We start from the raw sequence: 24,993 nt of genomic DNA, 5'->3' as shown, positions 1-24,993 counted from the left end.
CGGACGTTCGACCGGTACGGGCCCAGCTGCTCTGTGCTGATCAGGTCAGTGGGCCTGAGCCCCCTGCGGCGTCACCGGGGCGATGCCGAGCGCCGTCGTGTACATCGACAGGACGAGCTTGCCGATCGCGGGGTACGCGCCGAGCGGCTCCGCCGTCGCGCAGCCCGCCTCCTTCACGGCGGCGTCCAGCAACCCCTCGGTCACCTCGGGACCCACCAGGTACGGCGCCACGGCCAGCTGCACCGAACCGGAGGCCTTCAGCTGGTCGGCGATGGACGCGACCGAACCCTCGACATCGAGAGCAGCGGCCATCACCGGCACCGCGAGGCGGGCGGCCAGCAGCATGCCGGTGATCCCGGCGGCCTGCACCGCCTCCTCGCCACCCACGGTGGCCAGCACGATCCCGTCCGCGGCCGTGGCCACGGTGAACAGCCTGGCGCGGTCGGCGCGGGCCAGGCCGGCCTCGGAGAGGCGCACGTGCAGCGCCTCGGCGAGCAGCGGGTGCGGGCCGAGCACATCGGTCAGCTCGACCGGTGCACGGCTGTCCATGACAGCTTGGCGTATCCGCCGGAGCAGGGCGTTGTCCGGTCCCGCGAGAAGCGGCACCACAACGGCGGCCGGGCCCTCGGGCTCGGCGGCCTCACGGCCCGCGGCCTTCGCCTGCTCGAAGCGTGCGACGCGCTCGGCAGCGGCATCCGCGAGTACGGAGACAAGCGTGGGGTACTCGGCATCGTCGCCGTCGAGGTAACCGATCCGGGCATGGAGACCGGGCAGCTCGGAACGGGCAATGCTGATCACCTCTTCGGCCAGACTGCGCGTGGCCGAGGAGGGGGTACCGGGAACGGCGAGAACGAGCGCGGCAGCGCCCTCGGGCGCGACCACGGGCTCCGGGCGGCGGTGCCGTCCGGACTGGCGAGGTCGCGGCATTCGTACAGGCAGGCCGGAAGCGGGCCCAGTGGGGGTGCTCATGGCGCCGCATGCTACTGGTTTTGGGTGCCCCACTGTTCGGGGAGGGCCCAGTCAGGCGTTATCTGTCCGCTTTTATCCGATCAGTGGCTTACCGGCCAACTGCCCTGCTCTGTCGACCCTTATGGCCGCCCCCGCCCGGGCCGGTACGCGGGCACGCACAGCAGCGTCGGGTGGAGCGGCAACCGCAGATCACCGGTGGCCAGTGCCTCGGCGATGCGCAGCGAACCGGTCAGCGGATCACCCGAACCGGGGACCGTCCGCGCCTGCGGCAGTTGCCGGGCGAGCTCTTCACGCAGGGGCACGAGGAGTGGATCGCCCATCCGGAACAAGCCACCCGTCAGGGCCACTTCGCACGGCTCGTCGGTCGTCCCGCGCTCCGGGCACACCGCGGCGGCCGCCTCCGCGATATGACCGGCGGCGTCCCGAAGAATGCCCGCGGCGACCGGGTCGTCCCCGGCGCAGGCGGCGACCTCGGGGGCGAACGAGGCCAGCATCGCCGGGCGGTCGGTACGCGGATAGAGCAGACCGGGCAGCTCCGGCGCCGGACCGAACACCGCCTCCAGCCGGGCCAGCAGCGCGACCGAGCCGCCGCGCCGACCGTCATGGGCGCGCATCGCCGCATCGAGCCCGGCCCGCCCGATCCAGGCACCGCCGCCGCTGTCGCCGAGGAGGTGGCCCCAGCCGTCGGCCCGGTGCCAGCTCGTCAGATCCGTCCCCAGCGCGATCATGCCGGTGCCGCCCGCGACGACGGCTCCCGGCCGCTGACCGACCGCTCCCGCGTACGCCGTCACCGCGTCGGCGGCCAGCGCCAGCAGCTGCACCCCGAGCGCCCGCTCCAGCGCCGCGGGCAGCTCCGCGCGCAGCTGGTCCCCGAGCGTCGCCATGCCGGCGGCGCCGATCGCCACGGCGACGACGGACGAGTCGGCGGCCGCCCGCGACCGTTCCCCGGCCTGCGCCCGCAGCTCGTCGACTGCGGGAAGGAGCTGCTCCAGCAGGTGCCCGGCATCGATCCCGGCCGGGCCGGTCCGCACCGGCTCGGCGCAGACCGCCGTCGCCACCGGCTTCTCCGCCCCGATCGCGCCGAGCGCCACCCGGAGCCCGGAACCGCCCGAATCCACTCCGAGGACGTACGACCCCGCGGCGGCGGTCACGGAAGCTGCCAGTCGACCGGTTGGGCGCCCTGGCGTTCCAGCAGTTCATTGGCCCGGCTGAACGGCCGTGAGCCGAAGAACCCGCGGTCCGCGGACATGGGGGAGGGGTGCGAGGACTCGATCGCCGGGAGCTCACCGAGCAGCGGCCGCAGATTGCGGGCGTCGCGCCCCCACAGGACGGACACCAGCGGTGTGCCGCGCGCCACCAGTGCCCGGATCGCCTGCTCGGTCACTTCCTCCCAGCCCTTGCCACGATGCGCCGCCGGCCGACGGGGCGCCGTGGTCAGCGCCCTGTTGAGCAGCAGTACCCCCTGGCGGGTCCACGGCGTCAGATCGCCATTGGACGGCCGGGGCAGCCCCAGGTCCGTGTGAAGCTCCCGGTAGATGTTCTCCAGGCTGCCCGGCAGCGGCCGGACCTCCGGCGCGACTGCGAAGCTCAGTCCCACCGCATGTCCCGGTGTGGGGTAAGGGTCCTGACCGACGATCAGGACCCGTACCTCGTCGAACGGCTGCTGGAACGCCCGGAGCACATTCTGCCCCGCAGGCAGATAGGTGCGCCCAGCGGCGATCTCCGCGCGCAGGAAGTCGCCCATCGCGGCGATGCGTTCGGCCACGGGTTCCAGGGCCTGCGCCCATCCCGGCTCAATGATTTCTTTCAACGGTCGTGCTGCCACGGGCCGCACTCTACTGCTCATACGACCGGGGTGATCAACCGCCGACGACTGCCGCTCGTACACAGAGGACATCCGGCAGATGCGAGGCGAGCTGCTCCCAGCTGTCCCCGTCGTCCCGGCTCGCGTACACCTCGCCGTTCCGATTGCCGAAATAGACGCCCGCCGGATCGGCGTCGTCCGTGCAGAGGGCGTCGCGCAGCACCGTGCCGTAATGCGTTTCCTCGGGCAGTCCGTCGGACAGCGGCTCCCAGCTGTTGCCCGCGTCGCTCGTACGGAACACCCGGCAGCGGTGCTCGGCCGGCACGCGGTCGGCATCGGCGTTGATCGGGAAGATGTACGCCGTCTCCGCCCGGTGCGGATGCGCGGCCGCGGCGAAACCGAAGTCGGAAGGCAGCCCTCCGCCGATATCCGACCAGTTGTCCCCGGAGTCGTCACTGCGGAACACACCCCAGTGGTTCTGGAGATAGAGCCGGTCCGGATCGACCGCATCCCGGGTGACCTTGTGGACGCACTGGCCGAACTCCGGGTTCGGATCAGGCAGGAAGACCGCCGACACCCCCTTGTTCGAGGGGGCCCAGCTCGCTCCGCCGTCCTTGGTGCGGAACACCCCGGCCGTGGAGACCGCGACGGTCACCGCCTGCGCGTCCCTCGGGTCGGTCAGGATCGTGTGCAGCCCCTCGCCGCCCCCGCCCGGGACCCACTTCGAGCGCGTCGGATGCTCCCACAGCGGGCGCACCAGCTCGAACGACTCCCCGCGATCCTCGGAGCGGAAGAGCGCGGCCGGCTCCGTCCCCGCGTACACGACATCCGGTGCCTCTGCCCCGGCCGGGTGCAGCTGCCAGACCCGCTCCAGCGAAGCCCCGGTGAACTGGGGGAATTTCACTGCGGGTTGCTTAGGCTCGACCCACGTCGCGCCCAGGTCGTCGGAGTGGAACACCGAGGGTCCCCAGTGCGCGCTGTCCCCGCCGACCAGCAGCCGGGGGACCTGGCCGCGGGTGTCGATGGCGATGGAGTAGATCGCCTGTGCGTTGAAATGAGGGTCGCCGAACTCCCACGTGCCACCTCGTCTGCGGCCGATGAAGAGTCCTTTGCGGGTTCCCACAGTGAGCAGTACGTCGGACATCGCCGACACCTCCCGAAACGCCTTTGTCGCGGACACGGGTCAGTCTGCACCCGGCCACTGACAGTGGTTCGAAGAGAAGGCGTTTGCGCAGGTCGGACGGCGAGTGCGGGGCGGGTGGCGATCCGGAACAGGGTCGCGGCCGACATCGTCGGGGCACCCTTGACCGCCGTCCGGGGCGGGCCGTAACTTCCCTCGTAGAAAGCGCTTGCCCAACCGGTGGGCCCTCGATGGGCTCCCGACGAACAGCCGACGAACCCAACCGAGGAGCGCGCGTGGTGACCTTCGAAGGACTGCCCGGCGCCGTAGCCGTCTCCCACCTCACGGTCTACGACTGGCCCACCGAGGACGGACTGCGCGGCGGTACACCCCACCTCCATCTCACCTGTTCCGAGGGGTATGTGGTGGTCGGGGGCACGGGCTCGGTACAGACGCTCACCATGTCAGGCTTCCGGCAGACGCCCCTGGCCGCCGGTTCACTGGTGTGGTTCACCCCCGGCACGATCCACCGGCTCGTCAACGACGAGGACCTGCGCATCGTCGTTCTCATGCAGAACAGCGGACTGCCCGAGGCGGGCGACGCCGTGCTCACCCTCCCGCCGCGCTTCCTGACGGACCCCGACACCTATCGCGCGGCCGTGGCTCTGCCCGTCCACGGCTCCGAGCCTGAACAGGAAGGCGCCGCCCGCGCCCGCCGCGACCTCGCCGTCCAGGGCTTTCTCGCGCTGCGCCGGGCCGCGGAGGCGGGTGACACCGAGCCGCTCGCCGCCTTCCACCGGGCGGCCGCCGCGCTCGTGAGACATCGGACGGACGACTGGCGGGGGCGCTGGGAACAGGGCGCCGCCGCCGCATCCCGGGCAACCGGCGACCAGCTGGACGCCCTGGCGCAGGGTGACGGCAGCCATCTCGCGGCTGCCTGCGTGTATGCCCAACAGCCTTCGGAGTACGGAAAGTTCGGGATGTGCGGCCGCCTCGATGTCTACGGCGGATGAGCGTCGGTGGCTGCGGTGTGGCCGAGGGCCGGGCGAAGCCTGCCGGGAGGGGTACCAGGGCGTGTGCCACGGCGTGGCGACGGTGGTTGGTGGCGCGCTCAGATGTCCAGGGCCTCGTCCGTCCACTCGAACGTCGGCGCTCCAGTCGCGCCCGGTGTCTGTTCGGACCAGATGATCTTGCCCTCGGCTGTGTAGCGGGTGCCCCAGCGATCGGCGAACTGGGCGACGAGATACAGGCCGCGGCCACCCTCGTCCGTCGTCGACGCATAGCGCAGATGCGGTGCGGTGCTGCTGGAGTCGGACACCTCGCAGATCAGGGAACGGTCGTGCAGCATCCGGACCCGGATGGGAGGGTCGCCGTAGCGGATGGCGTTGGTGACCAGCTCACTGAGGATCAGCTCGGTCGCGAAGGTCTCTTCCTCCAGCCCCTGGTCGATGAGCCACTGGGACACGTCCTTGCGGACCCCGGCGACGGCCGACGGGTCGGACTCGACCTCCCATTCGCCGACACGGGAGGGGTCGAGGATGTGCGTAGCGGCCACCAGCAGGACGGCGTCGTCACCCGGAGGGGTGGGCAGGAGCGCGGAGACCAGGTCGTCGCAGGTCTCCTCCGGGGTCCGGTGCTGTCCGGCCAGGGCTCCGCGCAGTGTGTCGAGTCCGGTGTCGAAGTCCCGCTCGCGCGACCGGACCAGACCGTCGGTGTAGAGCACCAGACGGCTCCCCTCCGGCAGGGGCAACTCCACCGACTCGAAGGGCAGCCAGCCGATGCCCAGGGGCAGGCCTGCGGGGACATCGGGGGACTGCACCGTGCCGTCGGGCAGCACCAGGACGGGACCGGGATGGCCCGCCCGGGCAGCGGAGCAGGTGCCGGCCACCGGGTCGTAGACGGCGTACAGGCAGGTGGCCCCCGTGATCTCCGCGCGCCCGCCGCCGGCGTTCTCCGTCCGGTCGGTCCGCGCGACCAGTTCGTCGACGCGCGCGAGGAGCTCGTCGGCCGGAAGGTCCAGTGCGGAGAAGTTGTGGACCGCGGTGCGCAGGCGGCCCATCGTCGCGGCGGCGTGCAGACCGTGCCCGACGACGTCACCGACGACCAGCGCGACGCGGGCACCGGGCAGCGGAATGACGTCGAACCAGTCGCCACCCACCCCCGCCTGAGCCGGCAGATAGCGGTAGGCGATGTCGAGTGCGTTCTGCTCGGGCAGGTCGCGGGGCAGCAGGCTGCGCTGCAGCGTCACCGCCATGTCGTGCTCGCGGGTGTAGCGGCGGGCGTTGTCGACACAGACGGCCGCCCGGGCGACCAGTTCCTCGGCGAATGTCAGATCGTCCTCGTCGAAGGGGTCCGGGTTCTCCGAGCGCCAGAAATTCGCCATGCCCAGGACCGCACCGCGTGCGTGCAGCGGAACGGAGAGCAGGGAGTGGACGCCGTACGCGAGGATCCTCGCCGACCGTTCGGGGTCGGCCCCCTTCCAGCCCGGTTCGGAGGACAGGTCAGGCACCAGCATGGTGTGTCCATGGATCAGTCCCAGGGCCGCCGGGCTGGTGGGAACGAACCCGACGACCCGCCCGATCGGGTAGAAGGGGAGGTGGTCTGCGCGCACACCCGCCGCGGCTGTACGTCGCATGTTCAGCACGGTGCCGAGAGGCACCGAAGGTTCCTCACCGCGCAGCACGGGCTCGGCGAGGTCGACCGAGGCGAAGTCGGCGAAACGGGGGACCACCACTTCGGCCAGTTCCTCCGCGGTCCGGGTCACATCCAGTGTTGTACCGATCCGCACACCGGCCGTGTGCAGAAGGAGCAGCCGCTCCCTCACCTCGGCGGCCCGGCCGGCCAGTGCGGCCAGTTCCGTCGTGTCCCGCAGGGTCGCGACCGTCCCGGCAGGTCCGCCGTGTTCGTCCGTGGGCCGCAGATTCACGGCCAGCAGCCGGTCGCCGGCCATGCGCACCTCGTCGGAGGCGGAGCGGCCCGAGGCGAGCAGTTCCGCGAGGGGAGGCGGCAGGCCGATGCCCGTCACCGGAAGTCCTTCGGCGTCCGCGGGCAGGCGCAGCAGTCGCCGGGCCTCGTCGTTGGCCAGCATCAGCCGCCCGTCGCCGTCGATGATGAGGACGCCTTCGCGTACGGAGTGCAGCACCGCGTCGTGATGCTCGTAGAGCCGCGTCATCTCGGCGGGGCCGAGGCCGTGCGTCTGCCGTCGCAGACGCCGGCTGATCAGTGCCGCACCGCCGGAGGTGAGGGCAAATACGGCCGCCGCGGCGCCGACCAGCACCGGCAGTTCGCGGTCGGCCAGTTTGTTCACGTTGCTGACCCTGATACCCACGGACACCAGGCCGGCGGTCGAGCCGTCGGGCCTCGGTATGGGCACCACCGAGTTCACGGCCGGCCCCCGGCTTCCCGTGAACGTACGGGTGAAGCCATGCCCGAGGACCGCCTCCTTGTACGGGCCGATGATGTGCTTGCCGATCAGCGCGGGATCGGGGTGGGTGATGCGGATACCGTGTATGTCGGCCACGACGACCGTGTCGACGTGGGTGGATTTCCGGATTTCCTCGGTGAGTGGCTGCAGCACTGCGGTGGGATTCGGGCCGTCCAGCGCCGTCACGATGCCGGGGGAGTGGGCGAACGCCTCGGCGACGGCATACGAACCTCTCTGGGCTTCGTGAACGGCGGCCCGTCGGCCCTGCACCACGAGCGAGAGCGCCGCCGCTGCGACGACCAGCACCACGAGCGTCAGTTCCAGCAGCAGCACTTCCGCGGCGACGCTGCGCACGCCGAGCAGGGTGCGGGGGTGTCCAGGTTTCGATTGCCGAAGCCTTGAAATATATCGCCCAAAGCCACCCATAGCTCCTGTTTACCCGCTATGTCCATACAAAATCTCGCGTGTGTCGTGCCGGTACGCGGTCAGGCTGCGGCCTTCGTCATGGGGCGGCGCATGCCGGACGAAGGGAACTCGGCCGGCCCGACCCGCCGCCCTTCAGCGCCGCCGTCCGCATGATGCCCCCCGATATCCCCGGGTCGGTCAGGGCGGCTCCACCTTCGCCTTCGTCACCGACAAGGATCGAAAGCGCCTGCGCCCCGGCACGCCAAGCCGCAGGGCTGGACATGGAGATCTCGCGGTGCGCAGACGTGCGCCAGTTCCTCCATATCGCGTCCCGCCACGGAGGACCGGCTGCCGGACCCGGGCGATCTCGCTCGCTGTCCGCGATTCGCGTCGCCCGGACCCGGACGGTCCTCGACGAGGCCGTGGGCTGCGATGGGCCCACGGCGATGCCCGCGTCGCCGAGCCGATCGTCCCCACCGGGATCGAGACCGGGCGGCATCTCGACCTCGATCACTCGCACCGGTGACAACCGCAGGTCGAGACGGGTGTCAGCGGCCCGGTTCCGCCGTGCTGCTGCGCACCACCAGGTTGGTGGCGAGGTCGACCCGGGTGGTCGCGGGCTGCCGGCCCCGGCCGAGATCGAGAACCAGCCGGGCCGCCGTCTCGGCCATCTCGATGAGCGGCTGCCGCACCGTGGTGAGCGGTGGCCCGATCCACCGGGTGAGCGGCAGATCGTCGAAGCCGACGACGCTGAGGTCCTTCGGTATGCGCAGTCCCAGCTCGCGGGCGGCTTCGTAGACGCCGAGTGCCTGCAGATCGTTGCCGGCGAACACCGCGGTGGGCGGCTCCGGCAGCCGCAGGAGTTCCAGCGCCGCTGTGTAGCCGTCCTCGTGCGAGAACTCGCCCTCCCGGACCAGGTCGGGATCGACGGGCAGACCCGCTGTCTCCATCGCGGCCCGGTAGCCGTCGACGCGGGCGCGGCTGCACATCATGCGGGACGGGCCGCTGATGACGCCGATCCGACGGTGTCCGAGACCGGTCAGGTGACGGGTGGCGGCCAGTCCGCCCTGCCAGTTCGTCGTTCCGACCGACGGCACGTCGTCACCCGGGTCGCCCGCGGGGTCGACCACCGCGAACGGGATGTTTCGGCTGGTCAGCTGGGCGCGCTGGGCGGCGGTCAGATCCGAGAGCACCAGGATCACACCGACCGGACGGCGGGCCAGCACGCCGTCCACCCAGGTCTGGCCCGGGGTCAGCCGTCCCGCGCTCTCGGAGAGAACCAGGCTCAGTCCCTCCTCCCGGGCCACGTTCTCGACGCCCCGGACGACCTCCATGGCCCAGCTGCTGTCGAGCTCGTGGAAGACCAGATCGATCAGCTGGGACTGTGCCGTGGAACCCCGCCTGCGGCGGTAGCCGTGGAGCAGCAGCAACTCCTCCACCCTGGTGCGCGTACCGGGTGCAACGTCGGCGCGGCCGTTCAGCACTTTCGAAACTGTCGGAGCCGACACTCCGGCCGCGCGGGCGATTTCCGCCAGCGTGGCAGTGCTCTCCGACTGCTCGTCGGCAGATGCCTTCTCCTGTGGGGACTGGACCTTCGCAGGGCTCATGCGGGAATCGTAGCTTCCTGTGGCTCCGATCGGGGAAGGGGTCAGGGTTCGGAAAATCCTTCCGGCGACCTCTTGACGGGCCCGAAACACGACCGTACGGTTCCGGCAACATTCGAAAGCAAGCCCGAAACATTCGACAGAGGTGCGGTCATGCGGTCGGGAATATTCACTCAGGGCACACGTGCGGCGAGATGGACCGCGGCAGGCGCCGCCATGGTCATGGCCGGGCTGCTGGCAGGTTGCGGATCCGGCAGCGGCAGCGGCAGCGACGGCGGAACCATCACCGCCTATGTCTACGGTGATGACGCGGTCAAGGTCCAGCAAGCTGCGGTAACGGAGTTCAACAAGACCTCCGATGTCAAGGTCAAGCTTGTCTCGGTCCCCGGCACCGACTACGTGAACAAGCTCCGCAGCTCGATGGGCTCGCCGAGCGCCCCGGACATCTTCTTCAACTGGGGCGGCGGTTCGATCAAGCCCTACGTCGATGCCAAGCAGCTGGTCGACCTCACGTCGACCGTCAACGGCGACGCAGAGCTCAAGAACGGATTCCTTCCGTCGATCATGACGGCGGGCGGCCTCGACGGGAAGATCTACGGGGTGCCGATGCGCGGCATGCAGCCCGTGATGCTCTTCTACAACAAGACGCTCTTCGCCGAGAACAAGCTCGAGGCCCCGAAGACCTGGGACGACCTGCAGAAGGCCATCACCACCTTCAAGGCCAAGGGCATCACGCCCTTCGCCCTCGGCGGTTCCGACAAATGGCCCGAGCTGATGTGGATGGAGTACCTGCTCGACCGGATCGGCGGACCCGAGGTCTTCAAGAAGATCCAGAACGGCGACAGCTCCGGCTGGGGCGACCCGGCGGTGCTGAAGGCGGCCCGGACCGTCAAGGACCTCGTCGACCAGGGTGCCTTCGGCAAGAACTTCAACTCCGTCGACTACGGCAACGGTGGCGCGCCCACGCTTCTCAACAAGGGCAAGGCCGCCATGCACCTCATGGGTTCGTGGGAGTACTCGACCCAGCTGGGCAAGGCACCCGAGTTCGCCAAGAAGGACCTCGGCTGGACCGCCTTCCCGACCGTCGCAGGCGGGGTCGGCGACGCGGCGGACGTGGTGGGCAACCCCACCAACTACTGGTCGATCAACGCGCGCACCAAGCACAAGGACGTCGCGATCGCCTTCCTCAAGACGATGGCCTCGCAGAAGTACGCCAAGGCGCTGGTCGACAACGGGGACATCCCCACCACCTCCAACGCGGCCTCGATGCTGAGCACGTCGCCCAACCCGCAGTTCGCCAACGACCAGTACAGCCTGGTCCAGAAGGCGCCCAGCTTCACACTCTCGTGGGACCAGGCACTGGAGTCCCAGTACGCCACCCCGCTGCTCACGGAGCTCAGCAAGCTGTTCGCCGGCAAGTCCAGCCCCGAGCAGTTCGTCGCAGCGATGAAGGCCGTCAAGTAAGAATGTCCGCTCACACTCCGCACCCGAAGATGCGCGGAGGCAGGAAGACGGCCGCCGGCAACGTCGGCCGTCCACCCGTCAGCTGGGCCCTGCCCGGCATCCTCTTCTTCGCCGTCTTCGCGATCGTCCCGCTGGCGATCGCCGTGTATCTCTCCTTCTGCAAGTGGGACGGGCTGAACTCCCCGACCTCGGCCGGCCTGGACAACTGGACCCGGCTGTTCAAGGACCCGGAGTTCCGGCAGGCCGCCTGGTTGAGCCTCCTGCTGACCTGCATCAGCTGGGTCTTCCAGACCCCCGTGGCACTGCTGCTCGGGGTCTGGGCGGCAGGTCGCCAGCGCAGCCGGGCCGTGCTCTCCGCGGTCTTCTTCGTCCCGCTGCTGCTCTCCACCACCGCCATAGCCATGCTGTTCCACGCCCTGCTGGACCCCAACTTCGGCGTGATCAAGGAGATCGGGCCCTGGTTCGGGATCGACCCGAACGTCATGGGATCGTCCACCGGAGCCCTGCTCACCGTGGCGTTCGTCGGCGGCTGGCAGTTCATGCCGTTCCACACCCTGATCTATCAGGGCGGTACCCGGCAGATCCCCCAGGTGCTCTACCAGGCGGCCGAGATGGACGGCGCCGGCGTGTTCCGGCAGTTCTTCCACATCACGCTGCCGCAGCTGCGCAACACCATCACGACCTCGTCGGTCCTGATGATCGTCGGCTCGCTGACGTACTTCGACACCGTGCTGATCATGACCAAGGGCGGTCCCGGCACGGACACCACGGTCCTGCCCTATCTGATGTACCGGACCGGCTTCCAGACCTACGACCTCGGCTACGCCGCGGCGATCGCCACGGCCCTCGTCGTGGTGGCCACCGCCCTGTCGCTGGTCCTGGTCCGCTTCAGCGGATTCGGGAACATGCGGTCCACCCGGGAAGGTATGTGACGAGATGTCAGTCGACACCCGCCACGCGGCGCCGACCGTGTCGCCCGCGTTCCGAACCCGCCTGGCCACAGCCCGCCGCCGGAAGCGGTGGGGCAACCCACTGGCCGGTCTGGGCTCGCTGGTCTGGCTCGTCCTCGTGGTCGTACCGCTCTACACGCTGATCTCCTCGTCCCTGATGCACCAGGATGAGGCGCTCAACGGCGACCCGCTGGCCTTCCCGACCGACCCGACGCTCGACAACTACAAGACCGTGCTGGACAGCGGCTTCTCCACGATGCTCGGCAACACGGTGATCGTCGCCGCCTCCACCGTGGCCATCGTGCTGGTGCTCGCGGTGCCCGTCGCCTATGTGGCCGTGCGCACCCGCAGCCGGCTCTCCTCGCTCGCCTTCCGGACCTTCCTGCTCGGCGTCGCGATCCCGGCGCAGGCGGTGATCGTGCCGCTGTATCTGCTCATCGGCAAGATGGGGCTCTACGACAGCCTGCCCGCGATCATCCTGCCGACGGCAGCCTTCGCGATGCCGGTGGCGGTACTGATTCTCAGCGGCACCATGCGCGACGTCTCCGAGGAGATGTACGAGGCGATGGCGCTCGACGGCGCCACGCCCCTGCGGATGCTGTGGCAGCTGGCGGTACCGATGTCGAAGGGCGGCATCAGCACGGTGGCGATCTACACGGCGCTCCAGGCATGGAACGGCTTCCTGTTCCCGCTGATCCTGACGCAGTCGGAGGAGAACCGCGTACTGACCCTCGGTCTCTTCAACTTCCAGACCCAGTTCGGAGTCAACATCCCGGCCGTGCTGGCCGCGATCGTCCTTTCCGTCGTGCCGATCTTCGCCGTGTACCTCGTGGCACGGAAGGCGCTGATCAACGGACTGATGGGGGTGGGCGGCAAGTAGCACATCGACGCCGCCCCGCACCACCGCACTCATGAGAGGAACCCCTGCCCCCATGGCAATCCACCCTGTCCCGCACGCACTCCGAGCCGATCCGGCCACCGCCGTCGACGGCCCCTGGCGCGACCCTTCCCTCACCCCGGAGGAGCGGGTGGCCGACCTCGTCGCCCGGATGACCCTGGAGGAGAAGGCCGCACAGCTGTACGGAGTCTGGGTGGGCGCCGACGCCGATGGCGACGGGGTCGCACCGCACCAGAACGACATGGTCGACCCGGTCGACTGGGACGAGCTCACCACCCGCGGGCTCGGCCAACTGACCAGACCGTTCGGCACCGCCCCGGTGGACCCCGGCGTCGGCGCCGTCTCACTGGCCCGTGCCCAGAAGCGGATCGTGGAGGCCGGAAGGTTCGGCATCCCGGCGCTCGCCCACGAGGAGTGCCTCGCCGGCTTCACCGCCTGGGGCGCCACCGCCTACCCTGTCCCGCTGTCCTGGGGAGCTGCCTGGAACCCGGATCTGGTCACCGAGATGGCCCACCGCATCGGCCGCGACATGCGGTCGGTGGGCGTCCACCAGGGACTGGCACCCGTCCTCGACGTGGTGCGCGACCTGCGCTGGGGCCGGGTCGAGGAGACCATCGGTGAGGACCCCTACCTCGTGGGCACCATCGGCACCGCGTATGTCCGGGGTCTGGAGTCCGCCGGCATCGTCGCCACACTCAAGCACTTCGCCGGATACGCCGCGTCGGCCGGCGCCCGCAACCTTTCGCCGGTCCGGGCCGGTGCGCGGGAGATGACCGACGTCACCCTTCCGCCCTTCGAGATGGCGCTGCGCGAGGGAGGCGCCCGTTCGGTGATGTCCTCGTACACCGAGATCGACGGCGTCCCCACGGCGGCCGACCCGGTGCTGCTCACCGAACTGCTCAGGGACACCTGGGGGTTCGACGGAACCGTCGTCGCCGACTACTTCGGCATCGGCTTCCTGGAAACCCTGCACAAGGTCGCCGCGGACCGCTCCGACGCCGCCCGCCTCGCGCTCACCGCCGGGGTCGACGTCGAGCTGCCCACCGTCCGCAGCTACGGCGATGCGCTCGTCGCCGCCGTGCAGGAGGGCACCGTGGCCGAGGAACTGGTCGACCGGGCGCTGCATCGCGTGCTGCTGCAGAAGTGCGAACTCGGTCTGCTCGACCCGGAGTGGTCGCCGCTGCCGGCCGTGCTGGCCGGGGCGGACCCCGAGCAGGCGCGTGAGACCGTGGACCTCGACCCGCCGGAGAACCGGGCACTCGCCCGTCAACTGGCCGAGCAGGCCGTCGTGCTGCTCGCCAACCCCGGCGATGCGCTGCCACTGGGCGGCGGCGGCCGGATCGCGGTCGTCGGGCCGCGCGCCGACGACGCCCTTGCCATGCTCGGCTGCTACTCCTTCCCCAGCCATGTCGGCGTCTCGCACCCCGAGGTGCCGATGGGCATCGACATTCCGACCGTCCTGGAAGCACTGCGCGCGGAGTTCCCCGGTGCGGACATCGGTTCGGCGGCCGGCTGCGACGTGGACGGCACGGACACCTCCGGCATCGAGGCGGCGGCCGAGCTCGCCCGCCACGCCGATGTGTGCGTCGCCGTGCTGGGCGACCGGGCCGGGCTGTTCGGCCGCGGCACCACCGGCGAGGGCTGCGACGCCGCCGACCTCGCCCTGCCCGGTGTGCAGGGCGAGCTGCTCGACGCGCTGCTGGCCACCGGAACCCCCGTGATCCTGGTGCTGCTGACCGGCCGGCCGTACGCGCTGGGCCGCTGGGCCGACCGGACGGCTGCCACCGTGCAGGCGTTCTTCCCCGGCGAGGAGGGCGGTCCGGCGCTGGCCGGTGTGCTCTCCGGCCGGGTGAACCCCTCCGGCCGACTGCCGGTCAGTGTGCCGCAGGGTCCCGGCGGTCAGCCGTGGACCTATCTGCAACCGCCGCTGGGGCTGGCGAGCGGGGTCAGCAACCTGGACCCGACGCCGCTCCACCCCTTCGGACACGGTCTGTCGTACACGTCGTTCGAGTGGGAGGCCGGCGCCGCGACCCCGGCCGAGATCCCCACCGACGGCTCCACCGACATCGAACTCACCGTCCGCAACAGCGGGGACCGCGAAGGCACCGAAGTGGTGCAGCTCTACGTGCACGACCCGGTCGCCCAGACCACCCGCCCGGAATCACGGCTGATCGGGTACGCCCGAGTGCAGCTCGCCGCCGGGCAGGCCCGCCGCGTGCGATTCCGCTTTCATGCCGATCTGGTGTCCTTCACCGGTATCGGCGGCCGACGGATCGTCGAACCCGGCGATCTCGAACTGCGGCTCGCGACATCCAGCGCGGCCGACGACGTCAAGCAGACCGTACGGCTGCGACTCACCGGTCCCGAGCGCACGGTCGATCACCGGCGCCGGCTCGTCTGCGACACGTCGATCGAACCGACCTGAATCTGCCCCTTGCCTGAGGGTCCGGGCCTCCCCGCTCCACCTGCGGGGAGGATCCCGAAACTTTCGACGCGGTACTTCCATCGAAGGGAAATGTCATGCACAAGGCAAATCGGGCTGCCGTCGTCGGCGCCGCCGCCGCAGCCCTGCTGGTTTCCACGTTCGCCGTCGCCGCCGGCGCCACCCCCGAGAACGCCGCCCAGCACACCAAGCCGAAGAGCGACGTCGCGGCCAGGACCCTCGGCGCTCTGGGCAAGCGCGCCGACCTGCGGATCGGAACGGCGGTCGACATGTCGGCGCTCGCATCCGACGCGCCCTACCGGGCAAAGGCCGCCGGGGAGTTCTCCTCCGTCACCCCGGAGAACGTCATGAAATGGGAGGCCGTCGAGCCCCGGCGCGGCACGTACGACTGGGCCGCGGCCGACAGGCTGGTCGACTTCGCCGAGGAGAACGGCCAGCTGGTCCGGGGTCACACCCTGGTCTGGCACAGCCAGTTGCCCGCCTGGCTGAACAACGGCGACTTCACGCCCGAAGAGCTGCGGGACATCCTGCACCAGCACATCACCGACCAGGCGGCCCACTTCAAGGGCAAGATCTGGCAGTGGGACGTCGTCAACGAGGCGTTCGACGACGACGGCACTCTGCGGAACAGCATCTGGCTGCGGAAGCTCGGCCCCGGTTACATCGCCGACGCCTTCCGCTGGGCCCACCGGGCCGACCCCAAGGCCAAGCTCTTCATCAACGACTACAACATCGAGGGCGTCAACGCGAAAAGCACCGCCCTCTATGACCTCGTTGCGCAGCTCCGCAAGGAGCACGTGCCGGTTCACGGTGTCGGCATCCAGGGGCACCTGGACGTCCAGTACAACGCCCCGCACGACATTGCCACCAACATGAAGCGCTTCGACGACCTCGGTCTGGAGACCGCGATCACCGAGGCCGACGTCCGCATCCCCATGCCCGTCGACAACACCGAGCTGGAGGCACAGGCGGAGGCCTACGACGTTTTGCTGCGCGGCTGCCTGCTCACCGAGCGCTGCACCGACTTCACGGTGTGGGGCTTCACCGACAAGTACTCCTGGGTTCCCGGCGTCTTCAAGGGGGAGGGAGCGGCGAACATCCTCGACGAGAACTTCAAGGCCAAGGCCGCGTACAACGCGATGAGTGCGGACCTCACGCTGGCTGCAGGCAGGGGCTGAAAGCCCGCATGATCAACGGCGCGGAGGGGGCAGCAAGGTGACGGACGGCCTCCGGATCCATGCAGTGACGATCACTCCGGTCGCCTTCTGTGACCCGGCCCTGCTCGACGCGGTCGGCGTGCACGAACCGTACGCCCTGCGTGCGATCGTCGAGGTCGACACCGGCGAGGGCCTCGTCGGCCTCGGCGACAGCGACGCCGAGCCGGCGGTCACCGCGGTGCCGCAGGCCGCCGTGCCCGGCACTTCCGACTGGCCCACCCCTACCCGACAACTCGTCAAGGTGCACACCCGGCCAATTTGTCATGGGTGTGAACAAAATTGGGAGAGCAGTATGGACAGGCACCCGCAACACACGAGCCGCAGAGCGATTCTGGGGCTCGGACTGGGGCTCACCGCCCTGACGGCAACACCTCTCGGCTCGCTGCTCGGTCTCTCGTCGGAGGCCTTGGCCACCGCACCGGGCGCGGCCGGGCTGCCGACCGACCCCGGAGCATACATCTCCTTCGTCCCCCGCTCCGGCAGCTTTCCGCTGGTCAGGGGAGGCGCGGCGGCCCCGATCCTGGTCAGCGACCGAGACTGCGCGGGGGTCGTCCGGGTGGCCGACGACCTCCAGGCCGACATCGAGCGCGTCACCGGCGTCCGCCCCGTCCTCTCGCGGGGTGCGACACCGAAGGGCCGCGAGATCGTCATCGTCGGAACCATCGGCCGCAGCCCGCTGATCGACGGACTGATCGACGCGGGCAAGATCGACGTCTCCGGCATCCAGGGCAAGTGGGAGACCAGCCTCCAGACCGTCGTCGAGAAGCCGTTGCCCGGTGTGGACCGGGCCTTCGTGATCGCGGGCAGCGACCAGCGCGGCACGATCTACGGTGCGTACGACGTCTCCCGGGGGATCGGCGTATCGCCCTGGTACTGGTGGGACGATGTCGTCCCCGTGCACCGGGACGGGCTGTACGTCCTGCCCGGCCGCCATACCCAGGGCACCCCGGCCGTGAAGTACCGCGGGTTCTTCATCAACGACGAGAACCCGGCGCTCGGCACGTGGGCACCGGCATTCTTCGGCCCTGGCAAGGCCCCCGGCTTCGAGGGCGGCTTCAACGCCGACTTCTACGCCAAGATCTTCGAAGTGATGCTTCGCCTGAAGGCCAACTACCTCTGGCCGGCTGTGTGGGGCCGCGCGTTCGCCGAGGACGATCCGAAGAACCACGCCACCGCGAAGGCGTACGGCGTCGTCATGGGCACCTCTCACGAGGCACCGATGATGCGCGGTATCGAGGAGTGGAACCGGCATGCGGTCGCCGCCGTCCGCGACAGCGCGGGCAACATCACCACCCCCGGCCACGACCCCTACGGCGGCACCGGCGAGTGGTCCTTCCGCCGCAACGCCGAGGCGATCAAGGCGTACTGGGCCGACGGCATCCGCCGGATGAGGGACGAGGACTTCGAGGGCGTCGTCACCCTCGGCATGCGCGGCAACGGCGACGTCAGCCTGCCCGACGGCGACGGCATCGAGCTGATGACCGAGATCATCGCCACCCAGCGGCAGATCCTGGCCGAGGTCTCCGGCAAGGACGTCACCACGATTCCGCAGGTGTGGACCCTCTACAAGGAGGTCCAGCGGTACTGGGACCGCGGCCTGCGGGTGCCCGACGACGTCACCGTCGTCCTCACCGACGACAACTGGGCCAACATCCGTAAGCTCCCCGACCTCGAGAACGATGCCCGCGACGGCGGTTACGGCCTCTACTACCACTTCGACTACGTCGGGGTGGGCCGCAACTACAAGTGGGTGGACACGACGTCGCTGCCGAACATGTGGGACCAGCTCCACCAGTCCGTCGCCTATGGGAACCACGGCCTCTGGGTCACCAACGTCGGCGACCTCAAGGGCAACGAACTGCCCACGCAGTTCTTCCTGGAGTACGCCTGGAACCCCGACCGCTGGACTCTCGACCGGCTGCCGGAGTGGGAGGAGCAGTACGCCCGCCAGAACTTCGGGGAGCAGCAGGCCGAGGAGGTGGCCGAGGTGCTCCGTACCTATGCCCGGCTGCAGTCCCGCCGCAAGCCGGAGCTGCTGAACCGGAAGATCACCCTCGACCCGGCCAAGGACCCCGCCAAGGACCCGTCGGCGATCAGCTACGACGACCAGGCCACCCCGTTCAGCCTCACCGACTACCGGGAGCTGGAGCGCGTCACCGAGGAGTGGCAGCGCCTCGGGGCCGAGGCCGAGCGGATCGGCCGCAGATTCCCCGCCTCCACCCAGGACGCCTGGTACGAACTGGTCGGCTATGAGGTGCAGGCCACCGCCAACCTGTACGCCCTGCGTGAGGCCGAGTTCAAGAACCTGCACTACGCGGCCCAGGGCCGGGCCCTCACCAACGATCTGGCGGACGCCGCCGAGGCCCGGCTCGCAGACGACCTGGCGCTGGCGGACCGCTTCAACACGAAGGTCGCCGACGGGAAGTGGCAGGGGTTCCAGAGCCAGCCGCACATCGACTACGGCGATGTGGCCCGCTACGGGCCGAACGCCCCCTGGCAGCAGCCCGAGCTCAACAACGTCGCCATCAAGGACGTGCTGTTCCCGGCGGTCAAGCGCATCGACCTCCCGGCCGGCGCCGAGATGGGAGTGGCCGTCGACGGCTCGGACACGTGGTGGCCCAAGGAGAGCTCCCCGGCCGTGCTGCCGGCCTTCAGCCCGTACCAGAGCCAGGCCGCGCAGTACATCGAGGTGTTCAACCGGGGCGCCGCGCCGTTCGACTACCGGATCCGTACAGGGGCCTCCTGGCTCGTCGCCGACCGCGTCAGGGGCCGGGTCGACAAGCAGGACCGGATCACTTTCGGCGTCGACTGGTCACGGGCGCCCAAGGGTGTCACGGAGGTGCCGATCACGGTCAGCGGTCCGGACGGCCGCGAGGTCGTCGTCCGGGCCGTGATCGACCATCCCGAGGAGCGGCGCTCGCAGCTCGAGGGATTCGTCGAGGCCAACGGGTACGTCTCCATCGAGGCGGACCATTACTCCCGTTCCGTCGGCGGCAACGGGATCACCTGGCAGCGTATTCCCGGCATCGGACGGACCGGCGCCGGCATGGAGCCCTTCCCGGTCACCGCCACCCGCCGGAGCCCGGGCGGCAGCAGCCCGCGGCTGGAGTACCGGGTCAGCCTGTTCACCACCGGGCCGGTCACCGTCCACGCGTACCTGTCGCCGCGCAACAACACGCTGGCGTCCGACGGCCTCACGTATGCCGTCTCCTTCGACGACGACGTGCCGCAGAGCGTGAACGTCACGGCGGTGACGGGATCCGACGACGGCACGATGAACGTCCAGTGGGCGCGCAACACCTCCGACAACGTCAACCGCACCCGTACGGTGCACCACATCGGCCGGGCCGGTGTGCATGTGCTGAAATTCTGGATGGTCGACCCGACGGTGGTTCTGCAGAACCTGGTGGTCGACACCGGCGGCCTCAAGCCCAGCTACCTGGGCCCGCCGGAGAGCCTCCGGCTGAAGTGAGCCGTGGGACGGGCAAGGGGAGAGCAGGGCGATGAAGAGCGAGATCGAGGACACCGACGGACAGGGTGCGATCCTGGGCGTGACCCCCGTGGGGGTGGGCGTCGAGGTCCGGGTGGCCGGTCCCTCGGGGGAGTTCTCACTGGTCTGCACCCCTGCCCGGGCCCGGGAGCTGGCTGCGGCTCTCGCTCGTGCGGCGGACGAGACGGAGAGCGCGCAGTCGGCTGAGCCCGTGAGCGTCAAGGCGGGGGAGCTGCGTCGCGGCGATGTGCGGGACGGCGACCGGGTCATGACCGTGGAGGCGGTCAGGGTCGACGGGGCCACGGCTCACGTCACCTGGAAGTCCGGCGCCGGACGCAGCTGGACGCAGGGTTACGACGTCGATGCGGCGATCACGCTTCGGCGCCGCGCCTGAATCCTGAAGGACTGACCCACGCGTGCATGAGGCCCCTCCCGAAGTCGGGAGGGGCCTCATGCACGTGTTTCGTTGTACGAGAATCTTCGTAATTTGACGAACCTCGTACTACGAGATGTATCGTACTAGCGATCCTGCCGTTCCCGGCGAAACGGAGTCTGCCGTGAGTGTCCTTTTCGAGCCCTACACCCTGCGATCGCTGGTCGTACCCAACCGGGTATGGATGGCGCCCATGTGCCAGTACAGCGCGGAACCCGTGGGGCCGGAGACCGGCGTCGCGACCGACTGGCACTTCGCCCACCTCGCGGCGCGCGCGATCGGCGGCACCGGCCTCATCCTCACCGAGGCGACGGCCGTCAGCCCCGAAGGGCGGATCAGCCCCGCCGACCTCGGGATCTGGAACGACACCCAGGTGGCCGCCCTCCGGCGGATCACCGCGTTCATCAAGAGCCAGGGCTCCGTCGCCGGCATTCAGCTCGCCCACGCCGGCCGCAAGGCATCGACGGCTGCCCCCTGGCTGGGCGGGGGGCCCGTGGGCCCGGACGAGCACGGCTGGCAGCCCGTCGCCCCCAGCCCGCTCCCGTTCGACGAGGGCCACCCCGTACCGCACGAGCTGACCGTGGACGAGATCCACGGCGTCGTCGAGCAGTTCCGCGAGGCCGCCCGCCGCGCCCGCGAGGCCGGCTTCGACGTCGCCGAGGTGCACGGAGCCCACGGATATCTCATCGGGCAGTTCCTGTCCCCGCACAGCAACAGGCGCTCGGACGAGTACGGCGGCAGCTTCGAGAACCGCGTACGGTTCGCTCTCCAGGTCGTCGACGCCGTCCGCGACGTATGGCCCGAGGACCTGCCCGTCTTCTTCCGGATCTCGGCGACCGACTGGCTCACGGAGAACGACGAGGACGACCGTGAGGGCTGGACCGTCGACGAGACGGTACGGCTGGCCAAGGAGTTGCAGGCGCACGGCGTCGATCTGCTGGACGTCTCCAGCGGCGGCAACGCTCCGCATGCCCGCATCACAACGGGACCCGGATACCAGGTCCCCTTCGCCGCCCGGGTGCGCGAGGAGACCTCGCTGCCCGTCGCCGCCGTCGGTCTGATCACCGAGCCGCAGCAGGCGGAGAAGATCGTGGCCGACGGGCAGGCGGACGCCGTGCTCCTCGGACGGGAGCTGCTCCGGAGCCCGTCATGGGCGCAGCATGCGGCGCGCGAGCTGACGGGTGAGGTCCACAGGCCCGATCAGTACCTCCGCGCAGTCTGAGGTTCGGTCAGGGCCGCCGCGCGGAAGAAGTCGCGAAGCAACGCGATCTCGGCCCCGTGGTGCAGCAGTTCCTGATTGGCCCACAGGCCGCTTCGGCGAACAGGTCCTCCGGGTCGCTGCCGTGCGGGTGCGTGCTGTGTCCCATCGTGTCCGGCGCCGTTTCTTCGGCGCCGAGCGGAGCCTCCCGCCGGGCGGGTGTACGGGTACCGGCCCTGACAAGCGGTCCGGTCGGCGGATGTCGCACCTTTGCGGACCGGACCGCTCCACCACGTCGGTCCGGCTCGTTCGGCCGACGCCGCTCGTGTACGTGCGGTGTGTGCACGGGAGTTGGCGTGAAAGTGCGCCGGGTGGGGAATGGCGGATTGCGCGGCGATGTTGCGGCGACCATGACCTTCTTCGTTGACGTGACCGTGCGCGGCTATGAGCTCGACACACAGGGACATCTGAACCAGGCCGTCTATCTGCAGTACGCCGAGCACGCCCGGTGGGAGCTGCTGCGAGCTGCCGGGCTGCCGCAGGAGAAGCTGCTGGCGAGCGGGGTGGGACCGGTCGCGTTGGAAGCCACGGTGAAGTTCCGGCGGGAGCTGCGCGGCGGCGAGCGCGTCCGGGTGACGTGCCGGTTCGTGTACGGCGAGGGGAAGACCTTCGAGGTCGCGCAGAGGATCCTCAAGGAGGACGGCACGGTCGCGGCGGAGGTGACGGGCGTGGCCGGCATGCTCGACCTGACGGCCCGCAAACTGATTGCTGACCCGGCCGGGCATCTCGCCTCGCTGGCCGAGAGGCCGGACCTGCTCAGCGGCTGACCGGCTTCCGGAACGGAACCGCGTTCACGCCGTCGTGGATCTCGTGTCAGGGGGACGGTCACACCGGGTGCTGCACAGGGCGGAAGCCGACGTGACGCGTCAGCCATACGGCAAAGTACGATGGGTCTCGTATCATGAGGTGCCCGTCCGAAACGACGTAAGGGGAGTTATCGTGACCGCCACCAGCGCCGCCGTTCGTGTCACCGCCGACCCGGGCGTCGGGGCCCGTGTGCTCGCCCACCCCGCACGCGAGGAGATCCGTATCGAGGCGGTGCTCCACGCGCTCTCCGACCCGATGCGGCTGCAGGTGGTCCGTGAGCTGGCCGCCGCCGACGACGAGCTCACGTGCTCCCGTATCGAACTGCCGGTGTCCAAGTCCACGACCACGCACCACTTCCGGGTGCTGCGCGAGAGCGGCATCGTCAGTCAGACCTACCGGGGCACCGCCAAGATGAACGGGCTCCGCCGCGACGATCTGGACACGCTCTTCCCGGGGCTGCTCGACGCGATTCTCGCCGCCGCGAACCAGCAGGCGGACCGGCTCGGCGAAGACTGACACCACCCGGAGCGGTTCAGCGGCGGTCGCCGTGTGCGGCCTGCAGGAGCCCCGTCCAGTCCGGAATCTTCACCGGCCCTCGGCCGAGCGACTGCCCGAGGGCCGCCTCAGCCCGCTCGATCGACAGCCAGCCGTCCCATTCCACCGGCCGTAGTCCCCATGCCCGCAGCGCGGCCACCGGATCGGGGGCCAAGGGCCGCCCCTCGAGCAACGGCGCATCGTCCAGCAGTGACGCGACCGTCTCCTTCGCGCACGGCCGGTTCGAGCCGATCACTCCGGTCGGCCCCCGCTTGATCCACCCCGCGACATACTCCCCGGGTGACGGCACGCCGTCCCGCAGCACCCGCCCCGCCAGGTGGGGCACGGTGCCGCGGGCCGGATCGAACGGCAGACCGGGCAGCGGCAGCCCGCGATAGCCGACGGCCCGCAGGACGAGCTGGGCGTCGATCTCCTCGTACGCACCGGTGTCCTGAACGCCTCCGCTGCCGTCCGGCGCGGTGTGTGCGAACCGGACCCCGGCGACCCGCCCGTCCCGTTCGAGGAGTTCGACGGGACGCAGAAAGAACCGCAGGTGGATCGTGCGCATCGGGTCGGGCCCGATGGCAGGGGTACCGGCCTCGGCCCACCCGCGCAGCACCTCGATATTGCGCCGCACCACCGCGGGCAGCGTCACCGGTGGAACCGTCGGCGCCCCGACGGGGGCGTACGCCGGATCGCGGGCAAGCTCCGCCCCGTCCACCACGACCCGCGCCCCCGGCAGCCCGCCCAGCTCGCGCAGCTCCTTGGTGGTGAACCTGGCCTGCGACGGTCCCCGTCTGCCCGCCATGTGCACCTCGCGCACCCGGCTGCCGGCCAGCGCGCCGAGCGCCGGGTGGGGCACGTCGGTGGGCCGCAGCTCCTCGGCGCCGCGCGAGAGGATCCGCGCCACGTCGACCGCCACATTGCCGACCCCGATCACCACGGCCGAACGGGCCTGCAACGCAAAGCTGTCGGCAGCCGCATCAGGATGTGCGCTGTACCAGGAGACGAATTCGGTCGCCGAGTGGCTGCCGGGCAGATCCTCGCCGGGAATACCGAGACCGCGGTCGGTTGCCGCCCCGACGCAGTAGACCACCGCATGGTAGAGCTCACTCAGCCGCTCTGGTGGCAGCCCGTCCCCGCCCACCTGGACATGGCCGAGAAAGGTGATCCGCTCATGCTCCAGGACGGTCCGCAGACTCTTCTGCAGAGACTTGATCTTCTCGTGGTCGGGGGCGACGCCGTACCGCACGAGGCCGTACGGGCAGGGCAGCCGGTCCAGCACGTCCACCCGGACATCGGGCACGCGGGACTGCTCGACCAGCGACTGAGCGGTGTAGACCCCGCTGGGTCCGGAGCCGACGACGGCGACACGGAGCACGGTGCACCTCTTCCCGGAGGGTGACTCCAGCATCCCACCGGTCGGCGGGGCAGGGGAGAGGTGCGGCCGCGCGGCGCGTCAGGAGGACAGAGCGCGCATCCGGTCGATCTCGACCGTCTGCTGGGCGACGACATCGCCCGCCATCTCCTCGACCTGAACGTTGTTCCCCTCCGAGAGGGCCTCGGTCGCCATCGTGATCGCTCCCTGGTGGTGGGTGATCATCAGCTGCAGGAACAGCTTGTCGAAGGCCTTGCCCTCCGCCGCCCGCAACTGCTTCAGCTGAGCCTCCGTCGCCATGCCGGGCATCCCGGCGTGGTCGTGACCGGCCGCGCGCTTCTTGCCGCCGTTGTGGGTGAGCCATCCCTCCATGGCGCCGATCTCCGGCTTCTGCGCCGCGGAGATGCGCTCGGCAAGCCGCTTGACCGAGGTGGACGAAGAACGGGACGGCACCAGGGCGGTCAACTCCAGTGCCTGGGCGTGGTGTTGGATCATCATCTGCACGTAGCGGAAATCGGCCGAGTTGGGGGTGTCGGTCCCTGCGGCCTTCGCGGCCTCCTCGACGGACAGGGTCTGCGCGGGCTCCCCCGGCTTCCCCGGTGCCACGACCGAAGGGCCCCCTCCGGCACGCGCGTTGGCGTCATGGCCGCCTCCGCCGGCATCGCACGCGGCGAGGGAGAGTACGGCGGTCGCAATGGCGGCGACGACTGCGGATCTGTGCGCATGCGCGACCTGACGGAATATCAACAAGGCTGCCTCCAGTGCCACATGGGGTCGTATTGGATCAATTGGCGC

General features: G+C 70.0%; 19 protein-coding genes. 11 read left to right on the top strand and 8 right to left on the bottom strand.

Features of this window, described 5'->3' with window-relative positions; translation table 11 throughout:
- Nucleotides 1-45 precede the first annotated feature (45 nt).
- The 4 genes from ACFU6I_RS12940 to ACFU6I_RS12925 all read right to left on the bottom strand — a co-directional run bounded on the left by ACFU6I_RS12940 (nucleotide 46) and on the right by ACFU6I_RS12925 (nucleotide 3,917).
- Nucleotides 46-969, bottom strand: coding sequence for a sirohydrochlorin chelatase (locus tag ACFU6I_RS12940; protein ID WP_384364626.1), 924 nt, complete (start codon nucleotides 967-969; stop codon nucleotides 46-48).
- Nucleotides 970-1,088: 119 nt separating this feature from the next.
- Nucleotides 1,089-2,120, bottom strand: a complete 1,032-nt coding sequence (locus ACFU6I_RS12935) for an N-acetylglucosamine kinase (protein WP_384364623.1) — start codon at nucleotides 2,118-2,120, stop codon at nucleotides 1,089-1,091.
- Nucleotides 2,117-2,794 carry a uracil-DNA glycosylase gene (locus tag ACFU6I_RS12930; protein WP_384364620.1) on the bottom strand — a complete coding sequence of 226 codons (678 nt, stop codon included), beginning with the start codon at nucleotides 2,792-2,794 and terminating at the stop codon, nucleotides 2,117-2,119. Before ACFU6I_RS12930 ends, ACFU6I_RS12935 begins: the two co-directional genes overlap by 4 nt.
- A 34-nt stretch (nucleotides 2,795-2,828) precedes the next feature.
- Complete coding sequence (locus ACFU6I_RS12925) at nucleotides 2,829-3,917, bottom strand: WD40/YVTN/BNR-like repeat-containing protein (protein ID WP_384364617.1); 1,089 nt, start codon at nucleotides 3,915-3,917, stop codon at nucleotides 2,829-2,831.
- A gap of 272 nt (nucleotides 3,918-4,189) precedes the next feature.
- Here ACFU6I_RS12925 and ACFU6I_RS12920 point away from each other — a divergent pair, with 272 nt between their 5' ends.
- Complete coding sequence (locus ACFU6I_RS12920; RefSeq protein ID WP_384364614.1) at nucleotides 4,190-4,906, top strand: cupin domain-containing protein; 717 nt, start codon at nucleotides 4,190-4,192, stop codon at nucleotides 4,904-4,906.
- Between the two features lie 98 nt (nucleotides 4,907-5,004).
- On the opposite strand, the gene ACFU6I_RS12915 is transcribed toward ACFU6I_RS12920, so the two are convergent.
- Together ACFU6I_RS12915 and ACFU6I_RS12910 are read right to left on the bottom strand one after the other, a co-directional pair.
- Nucleotides 5,005-7,680, bottom strand: coding sequence for a SpoIIE family protein phosphatase (locus ACFU6I_RS12915; protein WP_384364784.1), 2,676 nt, complete (start codon nucleotides 7,678-7,680; stop codon nucleotides 5,005-5,007).
- Between the two features lie 590 nt (nucleotides 7,681-8,270).
- Nucleotides 8,271-9,329: a LacI family DNA-binding transcriptional regulator gene (locus ACFU6I_RS12910; RefSeq protein ID WP_384364611.1), complete on the bottom strand. Its 1,059-nt coding sequence runs from the start codon at nucleotides 9,327-9,329 to the stop codon at nucleotides 8,271-8,273.
- 213 nt (nucleotides 9,330-9,542) lie between these two features.
- On the opposite strand from ACFU6I_RS12910, the gene ACFU6I_RS12905 reads away from it, so the two are divergent.
- The 10 genes from ACFU6I_RS12905 to ACFU6I_RS12860 all read left to right on the top strand — a co-directional run bounded on the left by ACFU6I_RS12905 (nucleotide 9,543) and on the right by ACFU6I_RS12860 (nucleotide 22,802).
- Nucleotides 9,543-10,790: an extracellular solute-binding protein gene (locus tag ACFU6I_RS12905; RefSeq protein WP_384364780.1), complete on the top strand. Its 1,248-nt coding sequence runs from the start codon at nucleotides 9,543-9,545 to the stop codon at nucleotides 10,788-10,790.
- Between the two features lie 2 nt (nucleotides 10,791-10,792).
- Nucleotides 10,793-11,722 carry a carbohydrate ABC transporter permease gene (locus ACFU6I_RS12900; protein WP_384364608.1) on the top strand — a complete coding sequence of 310 codons (930 nt, stop codon included), beginning with the start codon at nucleotides 10,793-10,795 and terminating at the stop codon, nucleotides 11,720-11,722.
- A 4-nt stretch (nucleotides 11,723-11,726) separates the two neighbouring features.
- On the top strand, nucleotides 11,727-12,620 hold the full coding sequence (locus ACFU6I_RS12895) for a carbohydrate ABC transporter permease (RefSeq protein WP_384364605.1): 894 nt from the start codon (nucleotides 11,727-11,729) through the stop codon (nucleotides 12,618-12,620).
- Nucleotides 12,621-12,672: 52 nt separating this feature from the next.
- Entirely contained in the window at nucleotides 12,673-15,063 is a 2,391-nt protein-coding gene (locus tag ACFU6I_RS12890) for a glycoside hydrolase family 3 N-terminal domain-containing protein (protein WP_384364602.1), read from the top strand.
- Nucleotides 15,064-15,158: 95 nt separating this feature from the next.
- On the top strand, nucleotides 15,159-16,259 hold the full coding sequence (locus tag ACFU6I_RS12885) for an endo-1,4-beta-xylanase (RefSeq protein WP_384364599.1): 1,101 nt from the start codon (nucleotides 15,159-15,161) through the stop codon (nucleotides 16,257-16,259).
- A gap of 331 nt (nucleotides 16,260-16,590) precedes the next feature.
- Entirely contained in the window at nucleotides 16,591-19,770 is a 3,180-nt protein-coding gene (locus ACFU6I_RS12880; protein ID WP_384364777.1) for a glycosyl hydrolase 115 family protein, read from the top strand.
- Between the two features lie 31 nt (nucleotides 19,771-19,801).
- Complete coding sequence (locus tag ACFU6I_RS12875; RefSeq protein WP_384364596.1) at nucleotides 19,802-20,182, top strand: hypothetical protein; 381 nt, start codon at nucleotides 19,802-19,804, stop codon at nucleotides 20,180-20,182.
- A 163-nt stretch (nucleotides 20,183-20,345) separates the two neighbouring features.
- Nucleotides 20,346-21,443, top strand: coding sequence for an NADH:flavin oxidoreductase/NADH oxidase (locus tag ACFU6I_RS12870; protein ID WP_384364593.1), 1,098 nt, complete (start codon nucleotides 20,346-20,348; stop codon nucleotides 21,441-21,443).
- 386 nt (nucleotides 21,444-21,829) lie between these two features.
- Nucleotides 21,830-22,246, top strand: a complete 417-nt coding sequence (locus tag ACFU6I_RS12865) for an acyl-CoA thioesterase (protein ID WP_384364590.1) — start codon at nucleotides 21,830-21,832, stop codon at nucleotides 22,244-22,246.
- Nucleotides 22,247-22,418: 172 nt separating this feature from the next.
- Nucleotides 22,419-22,802 (top strand): ArsR/SmtB family transcription factor, encoded by a 384-nt coding sequence (locus ACFU6I_RS12860; RefSeq protein WP_384364587.1) that lies wholly within the window; start codon nucleotides 22,419-22,421, stop codon nucleotides 22,800-22,802.
- Nucleotides 22,803-22,818: 16 nt separating this feature from the next.
- Here the strand turns inward: ACFU6I_RS12860 and ACFU6I_RS12855 are convergent, their stop codons facing one another.
- On the bottom strand, nucleotides 22,819-24,201 hold the full coding sequence (locus tag ACFU6I_RS12855; RefSeq protein ID WP_384364584.1) for an FAD-dependent oxidoreductase: 1,383 nt from the start codon (nucleotides 24,199-24,201) through the stop codon (nucleotides 22,819-22,821).
- A gap of 78 nt (nucleotides 24,202-24,279) precedes the next feature.
- On the bottom strand, nucleotides 24,280-24,948 hold the full coding sequence (locus tag ACFU6I_RS12850; RefSeq protein ID WP_384364581.1) for a DUF305 domain-containing protein: 669 nt from the start codon (nucleotides 24,946-24,948) through the stop codon (nucleotides 24,280-24,282).
- Between the last annotated feature and the right edge of the window lie 45 nt (nucleotides 24,949-24,993).

This window comes from Streptomyces sp. NPDC057486 (assembly GCF_042802415.1).
In the GTDB taxonomy this organism is placed as follows: Bacteria; Actinomycetota; Actinomycetes; order Streptomycetales; family Streptomycetaceae; genus Streptomyces; species Streptomyces yanii.
The sequence above is the reverse complement of the archived record's forward strand: the minus strand, read 5'-3'. Positions and strand labels throughout refer to the sequence as shown.

Bases quoted from the DNA above. Each gene is read 5' to 3' on its own strand.
- ACFU6I_RS12900 (WP_384364608.1), top strand. From the start codon at position 10,793: ATGTCCGCTCACACTCCGCACCCGAAGATGCGCGGAGGCAGGAAGACG.
- ACFU6I_RS12875 (WP_384364596.1), top strand. From the start codon at position 19,802: ATGAAGAGCGAGATCGAGGACACCGACGGACAGGGTGCGATCCTGGGC.
- ACFU6I_RS12895 (WP_384364605.1), top strand. From the start codon at position 11,727: ATGTCAGTCGACACCCGCCACGCGGCGCCGACCGTGTCGCCCGCGTTC.
- ACFU6I_RS12885 (WP_384364599.1), top strand. From the start codon at position 15,159: ATGCACAAGGCAAATCGGGCTGCCGTCGTCGGCGCCGCCGCCGCAGCC.
- ACFU6I_RS12925 (WP_384364617.1), bottom strand. From the start codon at position 3,917: ATGTCCGACGTACTGCTCACTGTGGGAACCCGCAAAGGACTCTTCATC.
- ACFU6I_RS12890 (WP_384364602.1), top strand. From the start codon at position 12,673: ATGGCAATCCACCCTGTCCCGCACGCACTCCGAGCCGATCCGGCCACC.
- ACFU6I_RS12880 (WP_384364777.1), top strand. From the start codon at position 16,591: ATGGACAGGCACCCGCAACACACGAGCCGCAGAGCGATTCTGGGGCTC.
- ACFU6I_RS12865 (WP_384364590.1), top strand. From the start codon at position 21,830: ATGACCTTCTTCGTTGACGTGACCGTGCGCGGCTATGAGCTCGACACA.
- ACFU6I_RS12910 (WP_384364611.1), bottom strand. From the start codon at position 9,329: ATGAGCCCTGCGAAGGTCCAGTCCCCACAGGAGAAGGCATCTGCCGAC.
- ACFU6I_RS12905 (WP_384364780.1), top strand. From the start codon at position 9,543: ATGGTCATGGCCGGGCTGCTGGCAGGTTGCGGATCCGGCAGCGGCAGC.
- ACFU6I_RS12940 (WP_384364626.1), bottom strand. From the start codon at position 969: ATGAGCACCCCCACTGGGCCCGCTTCCGGCCTGCCTGTACGAATGCCG.